Annotated in this window: 12 protein-coding genes; 1 reads left to right on the top strand and 11 read right to left on the bottom strand. The window is 57.1% G+C overall.

Annotated elements, in window-relative coordinates:
• Nucleotides 1–19: 19 nt before the first annotated feature.
• From ACIQT8_RS08175 to ACIQT8_RS08130, 10 genes are all read right to left on the bottom strand, one after another.
• Nucleotides 20–745: a transporter substrate-binding domain-containing protein gene (locus tag ACIQT8_RS08175; protein ID WP_400964683.1), complete on the bottom strand. Its 726-nt coding sequence runs from the start codon at nucleotides 743–745 to the stop codon at nucleotides 20–22.
• 37 nt (nucleotides 746–782) lie between these two features.
• Nucleotides 783–1,271 carry a MaoC family dehydratase gene (locus ACIQT8_RS08170; RefSeq protein ID WP_138792015.1) on the bottom strand — a complete coding sequence of 163 codons (489 nt, stop codon included), beginning with the start codon at nucleotides 1,269–1,271 and terminating at the stop codon, nucleotides 783–785.
• A gap of 57 nt (nucleotides 1,272–1,328) precedes the next feature.
• On the bottom strand, nucleotides 1,329–3,284 hold the full coding sequence (glgX, locus tag ACIQT8_RS08165; RefSeq protein WP_400964682.1) for a glycogen debranching protein GlgX: 1,956 nt from the start codon (nucleotides 3,282–3,284) through the stop codon (nucleotides 1,329–1,331).
• A gap of 78 nt (nucleotides 3,285–3,362) precedes the next feature.
• Nucleotides 3,363–4,991: an alpha-D-glucose phosphate-specific phosphoglucomutase gene (locus ACIQT8_RS08160; RefSeq protein WP_400964681.1), complete on the bottom strand. Its 1,629-nt coding sequence runs from the start codon at nucleotides 4,989–4,991 to the stop codon at nucleotides 3,363–3,365.
• Between the two features lie 3 nt (nucleotides 4,992–4,994).
• On the bottom strand, nucleotides 4,995–6,437 hold the full coding sequence (gene glgA, locus ACIQT8_RS08155; RefSeq protein ID WP_400964680.1) for a glycogen synthase GlgA: 1,443 nt from the start codon (nucleotides 6,435–6,437) through the stop codon (nucleotides 4,995–4,997).
• Nucleotides 6,438–6,442: 5 nt separating this feature from the next.
• Nucleotides 6,443–7,705 carry a glucose-1-phosphate adenylyltransferase gene (gene glgC / locus ACIQT8_RS08150; RefSeq protein ID WP_138792019.1) on the bottom strand — a complete coding sequence of 421 codons (1,263 nt, stop codon included), beginning with the start codon at nucleotides 7,703–7,705 and terminating at the stop codon, nucleotides 6,443–6,445.
• Between the two features lie 27 nt (nucleotides 7,706–7,732).
• On the bottom strand, nucleotides 7,733–9,940 hold the full coding sequence (gene glgB, locus ACIQT8_RS08145) for a 1,4-alpha-glucan branching protein GlgB (RefSeq protein ID WP_400964679.1): 2,208 nt from the start codon (nucleotides 9,938–9,940) through the stop codon (nucleotides 7,733–7,735).
• On the bottom strand, nucleotides 9,940–12,402 hold the full coding sequence (locus tag ACIQT8_RS08140; RefSeq protein ID WP_138792021.1) for a glycogen/starch/alpha-glucan phosphorylase: 2,463 nt from the start codon (nucleotides 12,400–12,402) through the stop codon (nucleotides 9,940–9,942). The genes glgB and ACIQT8_RS08140 overlap by 1 nt, the downstream gene beginning before the upstream one ends.
• Nucleotides 12,403–12,726: 324 nt before the next feature.
• On the bottom strand, nucleotides 12,727–13,497 hold the full coding sequence (locus ACIQT8_RS08135; protein ID WP_138792022.1) for a class II glutamine amidotransferase: 771 nt from the start codon (nucleotides 13,495–13,497) through the stop codon (nucleotides 12,727–12,729).
• 1 nt (nucleotide 13,498) lies between these two features.
• Nucleotides 13,499–14,212 carry an aspartate/glutamate racemase family protein gene (locus tag ACIQT8_RS08130; protein WP_400964678.1) on the bottom strand — a complete coding sequence of 238 codons (714 nt, stop codon included), beginning with the start codon at nucleotides 14,210–14,212 and terminating at the stop codon, nucleotides 13,499–13,501.
• Nucleotides 14,213–14,383: 171 nt separating this feature from the next.
• Here ACIQT8_RS08130 and ACIQT8_RS08125 point away from each other — a divergent pair, with 171 nt between their 5' ends.
• A complete protein-coding gene (locus ACIQT8_RS08125) occupies nucleotides 14,384–14,845 on the top strand; it encodes an Lrp/AsnC family transcriptional regulator (RefSeq protein ID WP_138792024.1) in 462 nt (153 codons plus the stop codon).
• Between the two features lie 52 nt (nucleotides 14,846–14,897).
• On the opposite strand, the gene ACIQT8_RS08120 is transcribed toward ACIQT8_RS08125, so the two are convergent.
• A complete protein-coding gene (locus tag ACIQT8_RS08120) occupies nucleotides 14,898–15,800 on the bottom strand; it encodes an NAD(P)-dependent oxidoreductase (RefSeq protein WP_400964677.1) in 903 nt (300 codons plus the stop codon).
• Between the last annotated feature and the right edge of the window lie 40 nt (nucleotides 15,801–15,840).

Genomic DNA, 15,840 nt, shown 5'->3' with positions numbered 1-15,840 from the left:
AGTACACGGACATCTTCTCTCAAGCGTTGCCGCTGACGATCGGGTCGACCTGCTCGTCTTCGAAACCGAACCTCCGCATCATCCTGCGATGTTCAGGTGATCCGAGATAGTCGGTGAGCGCTGCATCTATCGTGTTGCGAAGCATGGTGTCGGATAACCGGAAACCGAATGCTCCCCGTGCCGCGGTTTTCTCGGCCGACGGAATTGAGATCGTTTCCAATTCGGACCTGAGTTGCGGATGTTGTTCGAGGAAACCGGTATGCGCCATTGCAACACTGGCATAAGCGTCCGCACGGCCATCACGTACGGCCTGCATCGCCTCGTCGTAGGTTTCGCAAACGATGGTTCTATTCGCAGGGACGCACGCATCGATGGTTGCCCGATGCTGGAGCTGATCACGGATAACGACCATTTTGCGGGAGGCGTCCTGCGCGACAGATCTGTAGCCCGTCAGCTTCGCAGGATTGCCCTTTTTGATGAGGAGCCCATCCGGCAGGGCCCATATGGGGCGACTGAAAGTAGCGATCTTTCGCCGTTCTGCCGTGTCGAAGAGGCCAGTTGTGATGTCCCAGCGATGCGCCGCCAACCCTGGCAGGAGTTGAGAAAATTCGGTTTCGATGAACTCGATAGTGTCTATCCCGAGCGTGTTCAGAACTGTGCGGATCAGTTCCACATCACAGCCGCTAACGTCCCCATTGTGAGACAGGTAGTTGAACGGAGGCTCTATCAGATAGGCAAATCGCATAGCGACCTCCGTTGGTTCCTTGTTCATCTCGCCTGCGTCAGGCGTCGTCCGGCCGGTCTTTTGGATCAAACTGAGTGATCGTCGTCCATCGGGCAGTCAGCGCTGGTTTCTTCTCGTTTTCGATTTCCACAGTAACGTCATAAGTAGTCATCAGCATGGCAGCGCCGCGAAAGCGGGCTTCAGCAAGGGTGAAACGGCCGCGGATGCGTGCCCCGCTTTTGACTGGCGAGACAAAACTGATCTTGTCGAACCCGTAGTTGATGCCCATTGTCTGCTCGCGGATGCGCGGCAACGCATCGTAGTTCATCGCTGAAAGCAGCGAGAGTGTGAGAAAACCATGCGCAATCGTGCCACCGAAGGGGCTCTCTGCTTTTGCCCGTTCCGGGTCCGTATGGATGAACTGCTCATCGAGCGTCGCTTTTCCGAAGGCATCGATCATCCTCTGATCGACGGTGATCCAGTCGGAAACACCAATTTCGGTGCCGACAAAATTCTTCATCTCCGCAAGCGCTATGTCCTTGGCCATGTTTCCTCTTTTACGCCGGTTCGTTGTCACGTTTATAGAGGTTGGCGGGGTTGCCGATCAACTGCGCAGATAAAACACAACCGAACGAGCGGGCAGGAAGGCAGGATTGCCAAAATCCGTGCCGATGGCGCGCCAATCGTCACCTTGCAACGTGAACGGCACGATCTCCCGGCTGCGATTGATCAGCACGGCGAGTTCGCACTCCGCGTCTGTTTCGCGATCGATCGAGGAGAGCACCATGGCAAAGGCTGGGCCCTGCGGATTTTCCCAATCCGCAACGGACATGGTCTCCCCAGTTGCGGCCAACCACGAAACATCGCCATAGCCGCTAAAGAAATCCGTGTCGGCGAATACGGAAAACCGTTTGCGAAGAGCTGAAATAAACGCCGTGTGATCGATCAGCTCAGGGTCAAGCGACGCCCAATCGACCCAGGTGATATTGTTGTCCTGACAATAGGCATTGTTGTTGCCGTGCTGACTGCGTCCACCCTCATCACCGGCGGTGAGCATGATTGCGCCACGGCTGACAAAGAGTGTGGAGAGGAGAGCCTTTACATCTCGGATGCGCGCATCCCGAACCTGCGGATCGTTGCTTAGTCCTTCGAAACCATTGTTCCAGGAATAGTTTTCGTTATGGCCATCGCGATTGCCTTCGCCGTTGGCCTCATTGTGCTTGTTTTCGTGGCTGACGAGATCGAACAGCGTGAAACCATCGTGGGCTGCAAGGAAATTGACGCTGCGGGTTTTTGTCCGGTTATGGCGGGAAAAAATGTGGGAAGAACCAGACAGTGCATCGGCTACTGCGCCGGTTGTGGAAAGATCGCCGCGCCAATAACGGCGCATATCGTCACGCGCCCTGTCGTTCCATTCCAGAAAACTCTCCGGGAAGTTGCCAAGCTGATAGCCACCGGGCCCGATGTCCCAAGGTTCGGCAATCAGCAGCCGGTCATGAAGCGCCGCGTCCGAATGCATGGCTGCGAGCGTTGCGCTTGCCATATCAAAGCCCTTGGCCGTTCTCCCAAGAACTGGCGCCAGGTCAAACCGGAAACCATCTATGCCGGCATTCAGGACGAAATGCCTCAACGTGTCCACGATGAGTTGACGGATGTAGGGATCGTCGCAGGCGACCGTGTTACCTGTGCCGGTATCGTTCACCAGTGTGCCAGGGTCGTCAGGCTGGTGGCGAAAGGCCGTGAGATTGTCTAGGCCGCGCAACGAGAGTGTCGCGCCAAGGCGGTCACTCTCGCCGGTATGATTAAAGACGAGATCGAGGATAACGCCGATCCCTTCGCCATGCAGTACAGCGACCGTATCCCGCAACTCCTGCACACCGCCGGGGCAAAGGCGAGGGTCGATTGCCATGAACCCGATAGGGTTATAACCCCAGGCGTTTGCAAGGCCGAGTGGGGGCAGATGCCGCTCGTCAATCCAGGCGGTGATCGGCATCAACTCGATGGCGTCGACACTAATCCTCTTCAAATGGGCAATGATGGCGGGGTGGGCGAGGGCCGCAATCGTGCCGCGTTTTGCCTTGGGCACATCTGGATGGAGCGCTGTAAAGGCTTTGACGGACAGTTCGTAGATCAGTCCGCCAGGTGAAAAATGCACCGCTTTGCGTTTAACCGGTTCATGACGGCCAAGAATTGCCTTGGGCATCACCGGCGCCGTGTCTTGTCCAAACGCATAAAGGGCGGGGTCATGACGGAAAGGGCGATCAATCTCCGTGGCGGACGGATCGAGCAGCAGTTTCGACGGATCGAACCACAAACCGTGGTCGGGTGCGTAAACGCCGTGAGCGCGGTAGCCGTAACGCAACCCGGGTTGGACATCGGCCACAAAAAGCTGGTGTAGATCGTTTTCGCCCCGCCTCATCGGCAGCCGGCCCGTCTCCGTGTTGCCGGTCTCATCGAACAGACAAAGCTCGATCTGTGAGGCATGCCGGGAATAGACCGTGAATTCCGCTCCGTCTTCCGTCAGATGAGTGCCTTGATGGAAAACGGCCGATTTCTGCATGGTCATATTCTCCGGGCGATGGATGTCTCCTCCCCCCCCCCGAAAGGAGGGAGGAAATTGAGGACGCTCAGGTCGTTTTCAGGTAATCACGCTCGGGGCGTCGCGACCGGTATGCGCCTTGATGCCAGCAATCGTATCGGCGACAGCAATCAGGTCAGCCAATGCCTCCTGCGTTTCGATGCCATGGCGCGCCGCGTCCGGTTCGTAACGTTCGACATAGAGACGCAAGGTTGCACCCGCCGTGCCCGTGCCAGAGAGGCGCAACACGATGCGAGAGCCACCTTCGAACAGGATGCGGATGCCTTGGTTCTTGCTGACCGACTGATCGACTGGATCATGATAGGCGAAGTCGTCGGCCGCCTTGACCTTCAGATTTCCGTAGCTGGTGCCCGGAAGCGTTGCGAGTTTTTCGCGCAGCGTCGCAACCAGCGTGTTGGCCGCGTCGGAATCGACTTCTTCATAGTCGTGACGGGAATAGTAGTTCCGGCCGTATTCTGCCCAATGCTTCGTGACGATGTCCTTCACGCTTTCTTTGCGCGCGGCAACGATGTTCAGCCAGAAAAGCACAGCCCAGAGACCATCCTTTTCGCGAACATGGTTGGAGCCGGTTCCGAAGCTTTCTTCACCGCAAACCGTCACTTTACCCGCATCGAGAAGGTTGCCGAAGAACTTCCAGCCGGTCGGGGTCTCGTACATGCCCAATCCAAGCTTCTCGGCAACCCGGTCGGCTGCAGCGCTGGTCGGCATTGAACGCGCGATGCCGGAAATGCCCGCTGCATAACCGGGCGCAAGTTTGGCATTGGCCGCGATGATGGCAAGCGAGTCTGATGGCGTGACGAACATGCCTTTGCCGACGACCATGTTGCGGTCGCCGTCACCATCGGAAGCCGCGCCGAAATCAGGGCCTTGCGGGCTCATGACGTCGTCGTAAAGCTCCTTGGCATGCACGAGGTTGGGATCTGGATGATGGCCACCGAAATCCGGCAGCGGGATTTCATTACGGACGGAACCTTTCGGTGCACCGAGGCGCTTCTCGATGATCTCGACGGCATAAGGACCGGTGACCGCGCTCATGGAATCGACGACCACCTTGAAACCGCCCGCGATAAGCTGGCGGATGGCGGCGAAGTCGAACAGCTCTTCCATCAGGAGCGCGTAGTCGGCGACGGAATCCATCACCTCAACGGTCATGCCCTCGACCTTGAAGCTGCCGATCTTGTCGAGGTCGACATCCGCAGCATCGGAAATCTTGTAGCTGTTGATGACTTTTGAACGGGCAAAGATCGCATCGGTGATCTTTTCTGGCGCCGGGCCACCGTTGCCAATGTTGTACTTGATGCCGAAATCTTCGTTTGGTCCGCCCGGATTGTGGCTGGCGGAAAGCACGATACCACCGAAGGCCTTGTATTTACGAATGATGTTGGAGGCCGCAGGCGTCGAGAGAATGCCGCCCTGACCAACCAGAACCTTGCCGAAGCCGGCGGCGGCGGCCATCTTGATCGCCTTCTGGATCACTTCGCGGTTGTAGTAGCGACCGTCGCCGCCGATCACTAGCGCCTGGCCTTCAAAGCCTTCGAGTGAATCGAAAATCGACTGGATAAAGTTTTCCGCGTAATTTTCCTGAGCGAAGACCGGCACCTTCTTGCGCAGGCCGGATGTCCCCGGCTTCTGGTCCTGATAAGGTGTCGTCTGGACGGTTTTTAGCATGTTTCAATGGCCTTTCGAGATAAGCTGGTTGTAAAGCGCGGCATAAAGGCCGGCGCTTTTTTCCCAGGAAACATCGGATTTCATTCCCTGCTTCTGCATCTGCATCCACAGTTTCGGATCTTGGTAATAACGGACGGTTCGGCGGATCGCCTGCCTCAGACCGTCCAGGGTGATGGGAGAAAATTGCACGCCCGTCGCCGCCTTCTGGGCAAGAGCCGCATGGTTGGCATCGATGACTGTGTCGGCGAGTCCACCGGTTCGTGCCACGACCGGAATGCAGCCGTAACGAAGGGCGTAAAGCTGGGTCAGTCCGCATGGCTCGAAGCGTGAGGGAATGATGATCGCATCGCAGCCGGCCTGCATCAGATGGGACAAGGGCTCGTTATAGCCGATCGCAACTCCAACGCGGCCCCGATGGCGCGATGCCGCAGCAAGGAGCGCGCCTTCGAGGGCGACATCGCCGGCACCAAGCACGACGAGGCGCCCGCCAAGCGACACGATGTCGTCAACAGCTTCCGCCATCAGGTCCAGACCCTTTTGCCAGGTCAGGCGCGAGATGATGCAGAAGAGAGGGCTGTCATCGTGATCGATCCGGAAATGTTCAGCCACCGCCTGCTTGTTGAGCTGACGGTTTTTAAGGTTGGCGGCGGAGTAATTATCGTGGATCAGATGATCCGTTGCCGGATTCCAGACGTCTGCATCGATGCCGTTGACGATGCCGTGCAGCGCGTGGGAGCGACTGGCGATAACGCCTTCCAGCCCCATTCCGAATTGCGGCGTCAGTATTTCTTCCGCATAGGACGGGCTTACGGTGCTGAGGGCGGTGGCCGCCTGCAAACCGCCTTTCAGGAAGCTGACGTCGTTATAATATTCGATGCCGTCGACGCCGAAGGCATGCACAGGCAGACCGAGCTGGCTGAAGATGTTGGCGCCGAACTGACCTTGAAATGCGATGTTGTGGATGGTCAGCAGGCTCGGAATTTCAGGCGTTTCGGCGTAGCGCATATAGACCGGCGCCATCGCGGCCTGCCAGTCGTGAGCATGCAGAAGGTCAGGACGCCAGCCGGGAAGCTCTCCGGCGCCGATCCGGGCAGCGGCGAGCGACAATGCAGCAAAGCGCTTCCAGTTGTCCGGGTAGTCCTTGCCGGTCTGGTCGAGATAGGGGCCGCCGGAGCGTTCATAATAGGCCGGGGCATCGAGGATCAGCAGGTCGAGGCCTTCGTGATGAACTTCCAGCACATCGGCCTTTTCACCCAGAAGATCGGTGAATTCATAACATTTGACCGGATCTTTAACCGTGCTTTTGACGGCCGGATATCCGGGTATCAGCGTCCGGGTTTTAATGCCGAAGGCGTCGAGAGCAATGGGAAGCGCGCCGGCAACATCGGCGAGCCCCCCGGTTTTGATCAGGGGGTAAATTTCGGATGAAACCGAAAGAATATTCATGGGTGCTACAAATCCAGCTTGTCGATCATCGATTGGGTAATAAGGCAAATGCCGTTTTCGGTGCGGCGGAAACGTTTCGCATCGAGTTCGGGGTCTTCTCCAACAATCAATCCTTCCGGAATGACCACGCCATGGTCGATGACAACATTCTTAAGCTGGGCATGTCGCCCGATTTTCACACTCGGCAGTACTACGGCATTCTCAAGGCGGGAGTATGAATTGGCGCGAACACCTGTGAATAACAGGCTGCGCTGAAGCGCTGCGCCAGAGATGATGCAGTCGCCCGATACGACGGAAGATACCGCCGAGCCACGACGATCTTCATCGTCATGCACGAACTTGGCCGGCGGCGTAATTTCCGCATAGGTCCAGATCGGCCAGGATTTATCGTAGATATCGAGATCCGGCACCACGTCTGTCAGGTCGACATTGGCCTGCCAATAGGCATCGATGGTACCGACGTCGCGCCAGTAGGGGCCATGCTCGAAATCGGAGCGAACGCAGGAGGAGGCGAAACGGTGCGCGACGGCTTTGCCGTGGGCAACGATGTAGGGAATAATATCCTTGCCAAAATCGCGGCTCGATGTTGGATCGGCAGCATCGCGGCGAAGCGCGTCCATCAGAAACTTCGTGTGGAAGACATAGATACCCATCGAGGCCAGCGCGAAGTTTTCATTGCCTGGAATGCCCGGTGGATCAGCAGGTTTTTCGATGAAATTGATGATCTCGTCTTTTTCGTTCACGTGCATGACGCCGAAGCCTGAGGCTTCCTTGCGTGGTACCTCGAGGCAGCCGATCGTCACGTCTGCACCCGAATCGACATGCTGCTGTAGCATGTATTCGTAGTCCATCTTGTAGATGTGGTCGCCGGCCAGGATGACCATATATTCGGGGCCATAGGGCTCGATGATATCGATGTTTTGATAGACTGCATCGGCCGTGCCTTCATACCATTGCGTTTCGGAAACGCGTTGGGAGGCGGGCAGAATATCAAAGCTTTCGTTTCGTTCGGGACGGAAGAAGTCCCAGCCGCGCTGCAAATGGCGGATCAGCGAATGTGCCTTGTATTGCGTGGCAACGCCGATACGACGGATACCGGAGTTGAGCGCGTTTGACAGCGCGAAGTCGATGATGCGGGCCTTGCCACCGAAGTAGACCGCTGGTTTTGCTCGCCGGTCCGTCAGTTCTTTCAGGCGGCTTCCTCTTCCGCCTGCGAGGACATAGGCCATTGCATCACGCGCCAAGGGCTGAACTCTCTTTTCTGACATGTCTTGTCCTCCCGTTTGTTGTTCCCGTCAGTTTTCCGGCTCGAGCATGATGGTTGCCAGCGGTGGCAGCACGATCATCGCTCCGATTTGCCCGCCGGCATCCACAGCCTGGACGCGTCCGCCATTTCCTTTGCCGCTGCCGCCGTAGATTTCGGCATCGGTGTTGAGAATTTCCCGCCAACGTCCGGCAGAAGGTAGCGGCACATAATAGCTTTCCCGATAAACCGGCGTCAGATTGCTGATCACCGCGACTGGCTTCTCGCCGGGTGCCTTGCGCAACCATGCGAAGACGGAGTTGTCGTGGTCCTCGACGACCAGCCACTGGAACCCGTCTGGTTCGCAGTCGCGCGCATGCAATGCCGGTTTGGAGCGATAGGTGAAATTCAGGTCTCGCACGAGGCGGCGCATGCCCTCGTGCATCGGGTATTGGCGCAGGTTCCAGTCAAGCGAACCCTTCTCGCTCCATTCGCTCCACTGTGCAAATTCCTGTCCCATGAACAGCAGCTTCTTGCCGGGGTAACCCCACATGAACGCATAATACGATCTGAGGTTCGCAAATTTTTGCCAGTCGTCGCCGGACATCTTGGCAATCAGCGAGCCCTTGCCATGCACGACTTCGTCATGGCTGAGCGGTAGCACGAAATTTTCACTGAAGGCGTAAAGCAGTCCGAAGGTCAGTTCCTGATGGTGGAATTTGCGGTGCACCGGTTCACGCGAGAAATAGCTCAGCGTGTCGTGCATGAAGCCCATGTTCCACTTGAAGCCGAAGCCCAGGCCACCTTCATGAACGGGCTGTGAGACTTTGGGCCAGGACGTGGATTCTTCCGCAATCGTCATGACACCGGGATGGGTGCCGTACACCAGCGAGTTCATTTTCTGCAGGAAACGGACGGATTCCAGATTTTCACGGCCGCCATATTCGTTCGGTATCCACTCGCCTTCCTTGCGAGAATAATCAAGGTAGAGCATCGATGCCACGGCATCGACGCGCAATCCATCGAGATGGAATTTCTCGGCCCAGAAAAGCGCGTTGTTGATGAGGTAAGACATGACCTCAACGCGGCCGAAATTGTAGATCGCGGTGTTCCAGTCCGGATGGAAGCCCTGACGTGGATCGGCGTGTTCATAAAGCGCGGTTCCGTCGAACCAGCGCAGGCCATGTTCGTCTGTGGGGAAATGCGCCGGCACCCAGTCGAGAATGACACCAATACCAACCTTGTGAGCACCGTTGACGAACCTTGCAAACCCTTCCGGATCACCAAATCGGGCAGAAGGCGCGTAAAGGCCTGTTGTCTGGTAGCCCCACGAAGGATCGAATGGATGTTCGGAAATCGGCAGAAATTCGATGTGGGTAAAGCCCATATCGGTGCAGTAGGGGATCAGTCTTGCTGCAAGTTCGTCCCAGCTCAGGAAGGTACCGTCATCGCGTCGTTGCCATGAACCGGCATGCACCTCGTAAATACTGATCGGCTGGCGTCGCTGGTCGACTGTTGCCCAATGTTCGCGGTGCGCGTGGTCTTCCCATTGCTGAGTAAGTTCCAGGGCTGTCACCGAGGCGTTTTTGGGACGAAGCTCTGCTTTTCGTGCAAAGGGGTCAGCCTTCAGCGGCAACAACTCGCCATTGGCGCCGACGATTTCGAACTTGTAAGCGCAGCCTGCATAAACATCAGGTGCAAAAATCTCCCAGATGCCGGTGTCCTTGCGAAAACGCATGACGTGTCGGCGGCCATCCCAATTGTTGAAATCGCCGACAACGGAAACCCGCCGGGCATTGGGCGCCCAGACCGCAAAGTGAAAACCTTCAACTCCTTCGAGTTTCAGCGGGTGTGCACCCATCTTGTCGAAGAGGCGCAGATGCGACCCCTCGCGAACGAAATAGTCGTCCATCGGACCAAGAACGGGGCCGAAGCTGTACGGATCGGTTACAGCCCATTCCGCATCATCGCGACAGGCACGGTAGCGGATCGGCTGGCGCGACGGCAGGTCGACCAAGCCCTCAAAAAAACCATCGGTATCGATGCGCTTCAGCTCTCCGGCGATATGACCGTCCAGCCGCATCACCGTCACTTCTTCGGCGCCTGGAATAAAACAGCGCGCAACGAAATTTCCCGGCGTTCCGTGAACGCCGAGAATTGCAAAGGGATTGGAGTGCAAACCGCTCTTGATTGCCTCTATTTCAGCCTGTGTTACCTCACCAGTTTTTTTCTCGTCGGCCGAATTGAGCGGTTTTTTCATCAGGCTCTCCAGATTTCTGACGCATATTGCCGGATTGTCCGGTCGGATGAGAACCAGCCCATGCGTGCGGTATTGCGGATGGTTTTGGAATACCAGGCTGTGGGGTCGCCCCAGATCGTGTCGACCTCGCGTTGTGCCCGCGCATAGTCGTCGAAGTCGGCGGTGACCATGAACCAGTCGCTGTTATAGAGACCGTCCATCAGTCCGGAGAAACGTGAGCGGTCATCGGGCGAGAAAACACCGGAAGCGATCGATGAAAGCGCCTGAGACAGTTCCGCCGAGCCCTCGATGATGGCGCGTGGATTGTGACCGTCAGCACGTGTTTTCGCGACTTCTTCGGCGGTCATGCCGAAAATGACGATATTATCGGCACCAACGTGATCGCGCATCTCCACGTTCGCCCCGTCAAGCGTGCCGATGGTGAGGGCGCCATTCAGAGCGAATTTCATGTTGCCGGTGCCGGATGCTTCCATGCCGGCAGTGGAAATCTGTTCCGAGAGGTCGGCGGCGGGAACCATGATTTCCGCCAGCGAGACGTTGTAGTTCGGAATGAACACGACTTTCAGCAGCCCGCGCACGGCCGGATCATTGTTGATGACACGAGCGATATCATTGGCGAGTTTGATGATGAGCTTGGCGTTGTGGTAACTTGGTGCGGCCTTGCCGGCGAAGAACTTCACGCGCGGCACCCAGTCAAGCTCCGGATGAGAGCGGATCTGGTCGTAAAGCGCCACCGTTTCCACGAGATTGAGAAGCTGCCGCTTGTATTCGTGAATACGCTTGATCTGGATGTCGAAGATTGCGGATGGATCGACACGGATGCCCATGCGCTGTGCAACCGTGTTTGCCAGTCGAACCTTGTTCAAACGCTTCACTTCGGCAAACTTGTCGCGGAAGCTCGAATCTTCCGCGAATCTGTCCAGCGCCGTCAGCTTCTCCGCATCGTCGAGGAACTCGTCGCCGATTGCCTCGCGGATGAGCCCAGTCAGGCCGGGGTTACATTGCATCAACCAGCGGCGGGGCGTGATGCCGTTCGTCTTGTTGTTAATGCGGTCGGGATAAAGATTATGGAGGTCTGCGAAGACCGTTTCCTTCATCAGATCGGTGTGCAGTGCCGAAACGCCGTTGATCGAGTGGGAACCGATGAAGGCGAGGTTGCCCATGCGGACCCGTCGCTCGCCAGTCTCATCGATAAGGGAGATGGCGCGGATCTGTTGATCGACCATCTTCTTTTCCTTGCGGGCAAACACCAGCGTATTGGCGTTGATCGCATAAATGATCTGCATGTGGCGTGGCAAAAGTCGCTCGAGCAGCGGGACCGGCCAGCTTTCCAGCGCTTCGGGAAGCAGCGTGTGGTTGGTGTAGGAGAAGGTGCCCTGCGTGATTTTCCAGGCCTCCTCGAACTCCAAGCCATGGACGTCGCAGAGCAAACGCATCATTTCGGCAATGGAGATGGCCGGATGGGTGTCGTTGAGCTGAATGGACACCTTGTCAGGCAGCGATGTGAAGTCCGGATACTGCTGTAAATGGCGACGCAGGATGTCCTGCAGGGATGCGGACGAGAAGAAGAACTCTTGTCTCAGACGTAGTTCCTGACCGGCTGGCGTGGCGTCTGCGGGATAGAGAACACGCGTCAGGCTCTCGGCTTTGTTGCTTTCGCGCAGTGCGCCGATGTGGTCGCCTGCATTGAATGCAGCGAGCAGGATCGGGTCAATAGGTTGAGCCGACCAGAGACGCAGCGTGTTGACGCGGGTGCCGCGCCAACCGACAACAGGTGTGTCCACTGCCATGGCAATGACGCGCTCTGCAGGCTTCCACACGAAGCGCTGCGGTTCTTCGTATCCGCCAATGGTTTCGACTGAGCCACCAAAGCCAATTTCGTAGGAGCTTTCGCGGCGTTCGAATTCCCAGGGGTTACCGTGAGCAAGCCAGGTTTCTGGTAGCTCAACCTGCCAGCCATCGGCCATCTGCTGACGGAAAAGCCCGTGCACATAGCGGATGCCATAACCATAGGCGGGGATGTCGACCGTTGCCATGGATTCCATGAAACAGGCGGCCAAACGTCCAAGGCCACCATTGCCGAGGGCAGCATCCGGCTCCAAACCCGCGATGACATCAAGATCAACGCCGAGGGACGACAAGGCGTCCTTGATTTCATGCATCAGGCCGAGATTGGAGATTGCGTCGCGCATCAGACGACCGATCAGAAACTCCAGCGACAGGTAATAAACGCGCTTGGAATTGTCCTGGTAGGCCTTGCGGGTGGATTCCATCCACTTGTCGATGATGCGGTCGCGAACGACGAGGATTGTGGCCGTCAGCCAGTCGTGAGGCTTGGCAACCTTGACGTCCTTGCCGATACGATAGGTCAGTCGCTCGATGATTTCGTTGGCCATGATCTCCGGGTTGGAGCTGCGCGGCGCGGGACGAGGGAGGTCGTTGGTGGCGAGTTTGTTGATCATTGGTCGGTCAGCACCTTGGTGGGAGGAGAGGGTCTGATTGTGTCGATCCGGCTTACCTGTAACGGTGCCAGTTTATGCATCGATATGGAGGTGTGGCAACAGCGTTTTTTTTGGAAAGATGAAGAGCTTAATATTGGAAAAGAAAGCTTTTTCTCGTAGGCTCGCGAGATTATGCCCGGCCGGTGCGTTGGACGATTTCAGTTCCGCCACCTTGGCGCATCTGTCCGGAAAATCATTGGTGGAGTGAAAAAACGGCGGACGTAACGCTTTGCGGATGCCCGTTGTGCCGGAACTTTATCGTCCACAGAGCTGTCCGGCATCCCATCATGCCGGTTCGAAGTTTTCGGCAGTCATTCCGCAGGCGCTGATCCTGACGACGGTATTGGGTGGTACGACACACCAGGGTGCGGCGTCGAAAGAAAAAGGCTCGGAACTGATGGCGATACCGTCTTCAAGCGCACGCCAATAGAGCGATGGCGGCGTCGCGTCGCTCGACCAGCGGAATGCGTGCAGGCAGTCCCCATCCATGAGCACCGCGCTGAAGCGCAATGCCGAGGTAACGCCGCCGGCAATCATCTTTTCCCGACAGAGTTTAAGGGCTCTGGCGATTGCCGATACCGGATCTTCTTGCAGGTTATGGCCGGCCGCAATCAGGAAGATTGCTTCGCTGTCGCCGGTGCCGCGTCTGGCAGAATAGATGTGATCTGGAATGAGAGAATCGACATCCCGCCTTATCCGCTCATAACCGCCGATCTGGCCGTTATGCATGAAAAGATGTCGGCCAAGGGAGAAGGGATGGCAATTGGCACGGGACACTTCGCCTGACGTCGCTGAACGGACGTGCGCCATGAACATTCCGGAGCGGATCTGATGGCAGAGGGCTGCAAGATTGGCGTCAGACCAGGCAGGCCGCGTATCACGAAAGACGCCGGGCGCGCCGCGTTCTCCATACCAGCCAATGCCACAGCCGTCGCCGTTGACGACGGTCTTGGCTTCTCGCGCCGCCATTGATTGGCTGACAAGCGAGGCCTCTGGCTCGATCAGAAGGCTGTCGAGCCAGACAGGTTTGCCCGAATAGGCGAAAAGGCGGCACATTTTACGCGGCTTTGTGAAGTGCGCCGCCTTCCAGTGCGAACCTGACGGCCGCCTTTGCGTGAATTTCCGTCGAGTCGTAGCCCGGCAACGGCAATGAGTTCGGATCGATCAGAAGTGAAATTTCAGTGCAGCCCAGGATGATCGAGTCGACACCCAATCCACGCGCCTTCTCAATGATGTCGAGATATGTCTGACGTGACGTTGCTTTGACCTCGCCACGGCATAGTTCGCTGAAGATGATGTCATGGACAGCAACCCTGTCTTCCAACTCCGGCACGAAGACCTCGATGCCATTTTGGCGCATGCGGTCGGTGTAGAAACCATGCTCCATCGTATAGCGTGTTGCGAGAAGCAGCGGCTTGCTGCGGCCGTCAGCTTTCAGAGCTGCAGCGGTCTCGTCGATGATGTCGATCAGAGTGACGCCTGACATCTTTGCCACGGTGTCTGCGACAAGATGCATGGTGTTGGTGCAGATCAGTACACAGTCCGCACCTGCATTGGCCAGGCGGGCGCCGGCCGCACCGAGGAGCGCGCCAGCCTCATCCCAACGATCTGCCTTTTGCAGCGCAACCACCTGGGAGAAATCAAGCGAATGCATGACGAGATCAGCCGATACCAGGCCGCCGCAGCTTTCGCGCACTGCCTCATTGATGAGCCGGTAATAGGTTGCCGTCGATTCCCAGCTCATGCCGCCGATCAGGCCGATCCGTTTCATTATGTCTTCCCTCGGTATAATTCTCGATTGGCGCCCATGATGCCATTCATCTTATGGGAGTTTGATGCGTTGTTCGCCGCGTAATTACTGGTTCACGCATTCTATTTGCTCATTGAATTTAAAATGTGCAATTGATTTGCGCCATGAAGAAATCTGACGCATCATCGAAACATGATTGATGACCGTGACCGTCGCATTCTTGCGATTCTCCAGCAAAATGCCGAAACGCCGCTCGCCGATATCGCCGAGCAGGTTTCCCTGTCGCCATCCGCCTGCTCGCGGCGTCTGACCCGGCTGCGGAGTGAGGGTTACATTACCGGCACAATGGCGCTGCTGGACAGGAAAAAGGTCAATCTGCCGACGACGGTTTTCCTGCTTGTGAGAACAGGACTGCACGGCGAAGAGTGGCTCGAACGCTTTCATTCGGCGGTCAGCACAATTCCCGAAATCGTCGAGGTCCACAGGCTTACCGGCAATTTCGATTATATTCTCAAGCTGGTTCTGCCGAACGTCGAATATTACGACACGGTCTACAAGCAGATCATCCGGCGTGTCGAACTCTACGACATGTCGGCCTACATCTCGATGGAAACGGTCAAGCTGTCGACAGCTTTACCGACGACGCACATTTGAGAGCAACGCTTTTTCAGGGTTGTGGCGCCTCCAGTGGGGCCTCCTGGAACTCCTATTGTGGAAATTGCCGTTTCGCGCCGCTGAAGAATTCCATCAGGGCAGCCTGATCTTCTCCACCCAGTCCGGCCGCCGTCAACATGCGGTGGACTTCCGCGCAGACGGCGGTCAGCGGCATGGCCGTGTTGGTTCGGCGTGCCAGATCCTGCGCGCCGTTCAGGTCTTTGACCATGTTGTCGATGCGACCGGTGCGGCGGTAATCCTTCTCGACGAAGCGCGGCATGTATTCCTGCAGGATGGCGCTGTCAGCGCGACCACCTTTCAGCGCCTGCGGGATTTTTGCGGCGTCGACGCCGGCGTCGAGGGCGAGTTGTGTGGCTTCAGCTACCGCAAGGAAGTTCAGTCCGCACAAAACCTGGTTGATAAGCTTTGTGGTCTGCCCGGCGCCGCTAGGACCCATATGGGTAAAATTGCTCGCCACGTGGCGCAGAACACGGTGGGCATCAGAGACATCGGTCTCGCTGCCGCCAGCCATCAAGGTAAGCTGGCCGATAAGGGCTTTTGGAGCGCCGCCGGAGAGCGGGCTGTCAACCCAGCGAAGGCCCTTTGCGGCAGAGTCGGCCGCCAGTTCCTTGGTCGCCTCTGGATCGATGGACGACATATCAATGATGAGTGTTCCGGGCTTTGCTCCAGCCGCAACCCCGTTTTCGCCGAAGACAGCGATACGGATGATTTTTGGCGAGTTGAGGCTGAGAATGACGACATCGGATGCCGACGCCGCATCGGCCGCTGTTGATGCTGCATGGGCGCCGCGTCCCGTCAGCGCCGCGACCTTTTCTTTATCGAGATCGAAGACCGTCAGATGATTTCCCGTTTCTAGCAGCCGGGTACCGATGGCGCCTCCCATGGCGCCCGCGCCGATCAAGGCTACTCTGCTGGTTTCGGTCGTCATTGTCATGGGCCTCCTCCCAAAGCATCATGATGGAAACGTCTCCGCC

The sequence above is a fragment of the Agrobacterium sp. NPDC090273 genome (genome assembly GCF_044772305.1).
GTDB lineage: Bacteria > Pseudomonadota > Alphaproteobacteria > Rhizobiales > Rhizobiaceae > Agrobacterium.
The sequence above is the reverse complement of the archived record's forward strand: the minus strand, read 5'-3'. Positions and strand labels throughout refer to the sequence as shown.

Coding starts and splice junctions, on each gene's coding strand:
- ACIQT8_RS08135 (WP_138792022.1), bottom strand. CDS start 13,497: ATGTGCCGCCTTTTCGCCTATTCGGGCAAACCTGTCTGGCTCGACAGC.
- ACIQT8_RS08130 (WP_400964678.1), bottom strand. CDS start 14,212: ATGAAACGGATCGGCCTGATCGGCGGCATGAGCTGGGAATCGACGGCA.
- glgX (WP_400964682.1), bottom strand. CDS start 3,284: ATGCAGAAATCGGCCGTTTTCCATCAAGGCACTCATCTGACGGAAGAC.
- glgC (WP_138792019.1), bottom strand. CDS start 7,705: ATGTCAGAAAAGAGAGTTCAGCCCTTGGCGCGTGATGCAATGGCCTAT.
- ACIQT8_RS08125 (WP_138792024.1), top strand. CDS start 14,384: ATGATTGATGACCGTGACCGTCGCATTCTTGCGATTCTCCAGCAAAAT.
- ACIQT8_RS08175 (WP_400964683.1), bottom strand. CDS start 745: ATGCGATTTGCCTATCTGATAGAGCCTCCGTTCAACTACCTGTCTCAC.
- ACIQT8_RS08160 (WP_400964681.1), bottom strand. CDS start 4,991: ATGCTAAAAACCGTCCAGACGACACCTTATCAGGACCAGAAGCCGGGG.
- glgB (WP_400964679.1), bottom strand. CDS start 9,940: ATGAAAAAACCGCTCAATTCGGCCGACGAGAAAAAAACTGGTGAGGTA.
- ACIQT8_RS08120 (WP_400964677.1), bottom strand. CDS start 15,800: ATGACAATGACGACCGAAACCAGCAGAGTAGCCTTGATCGGCGCGGGC.
- ACIQT8_RS08140 (WP_138792021.1), bottom strand. CDS start 12,402: ATGATCAACAAACTCGCCACCAACGACCTCCCTCGTCCCGCGCCGCGC.
- glgA (WP_400964680.1), bottom strand. CDS start 6,437: ATGAATATTCTTTCGGTTTCATCCGAAATTTACCCCCTGATCAAAACC.
- ACIQT8_RS08170 (WP_138792015.1), bottom strand. CDS start 1,271: ATGGCCAAGGACATAGCGCTTGCGGAGATGAAGAATTTTGTCGGCACC.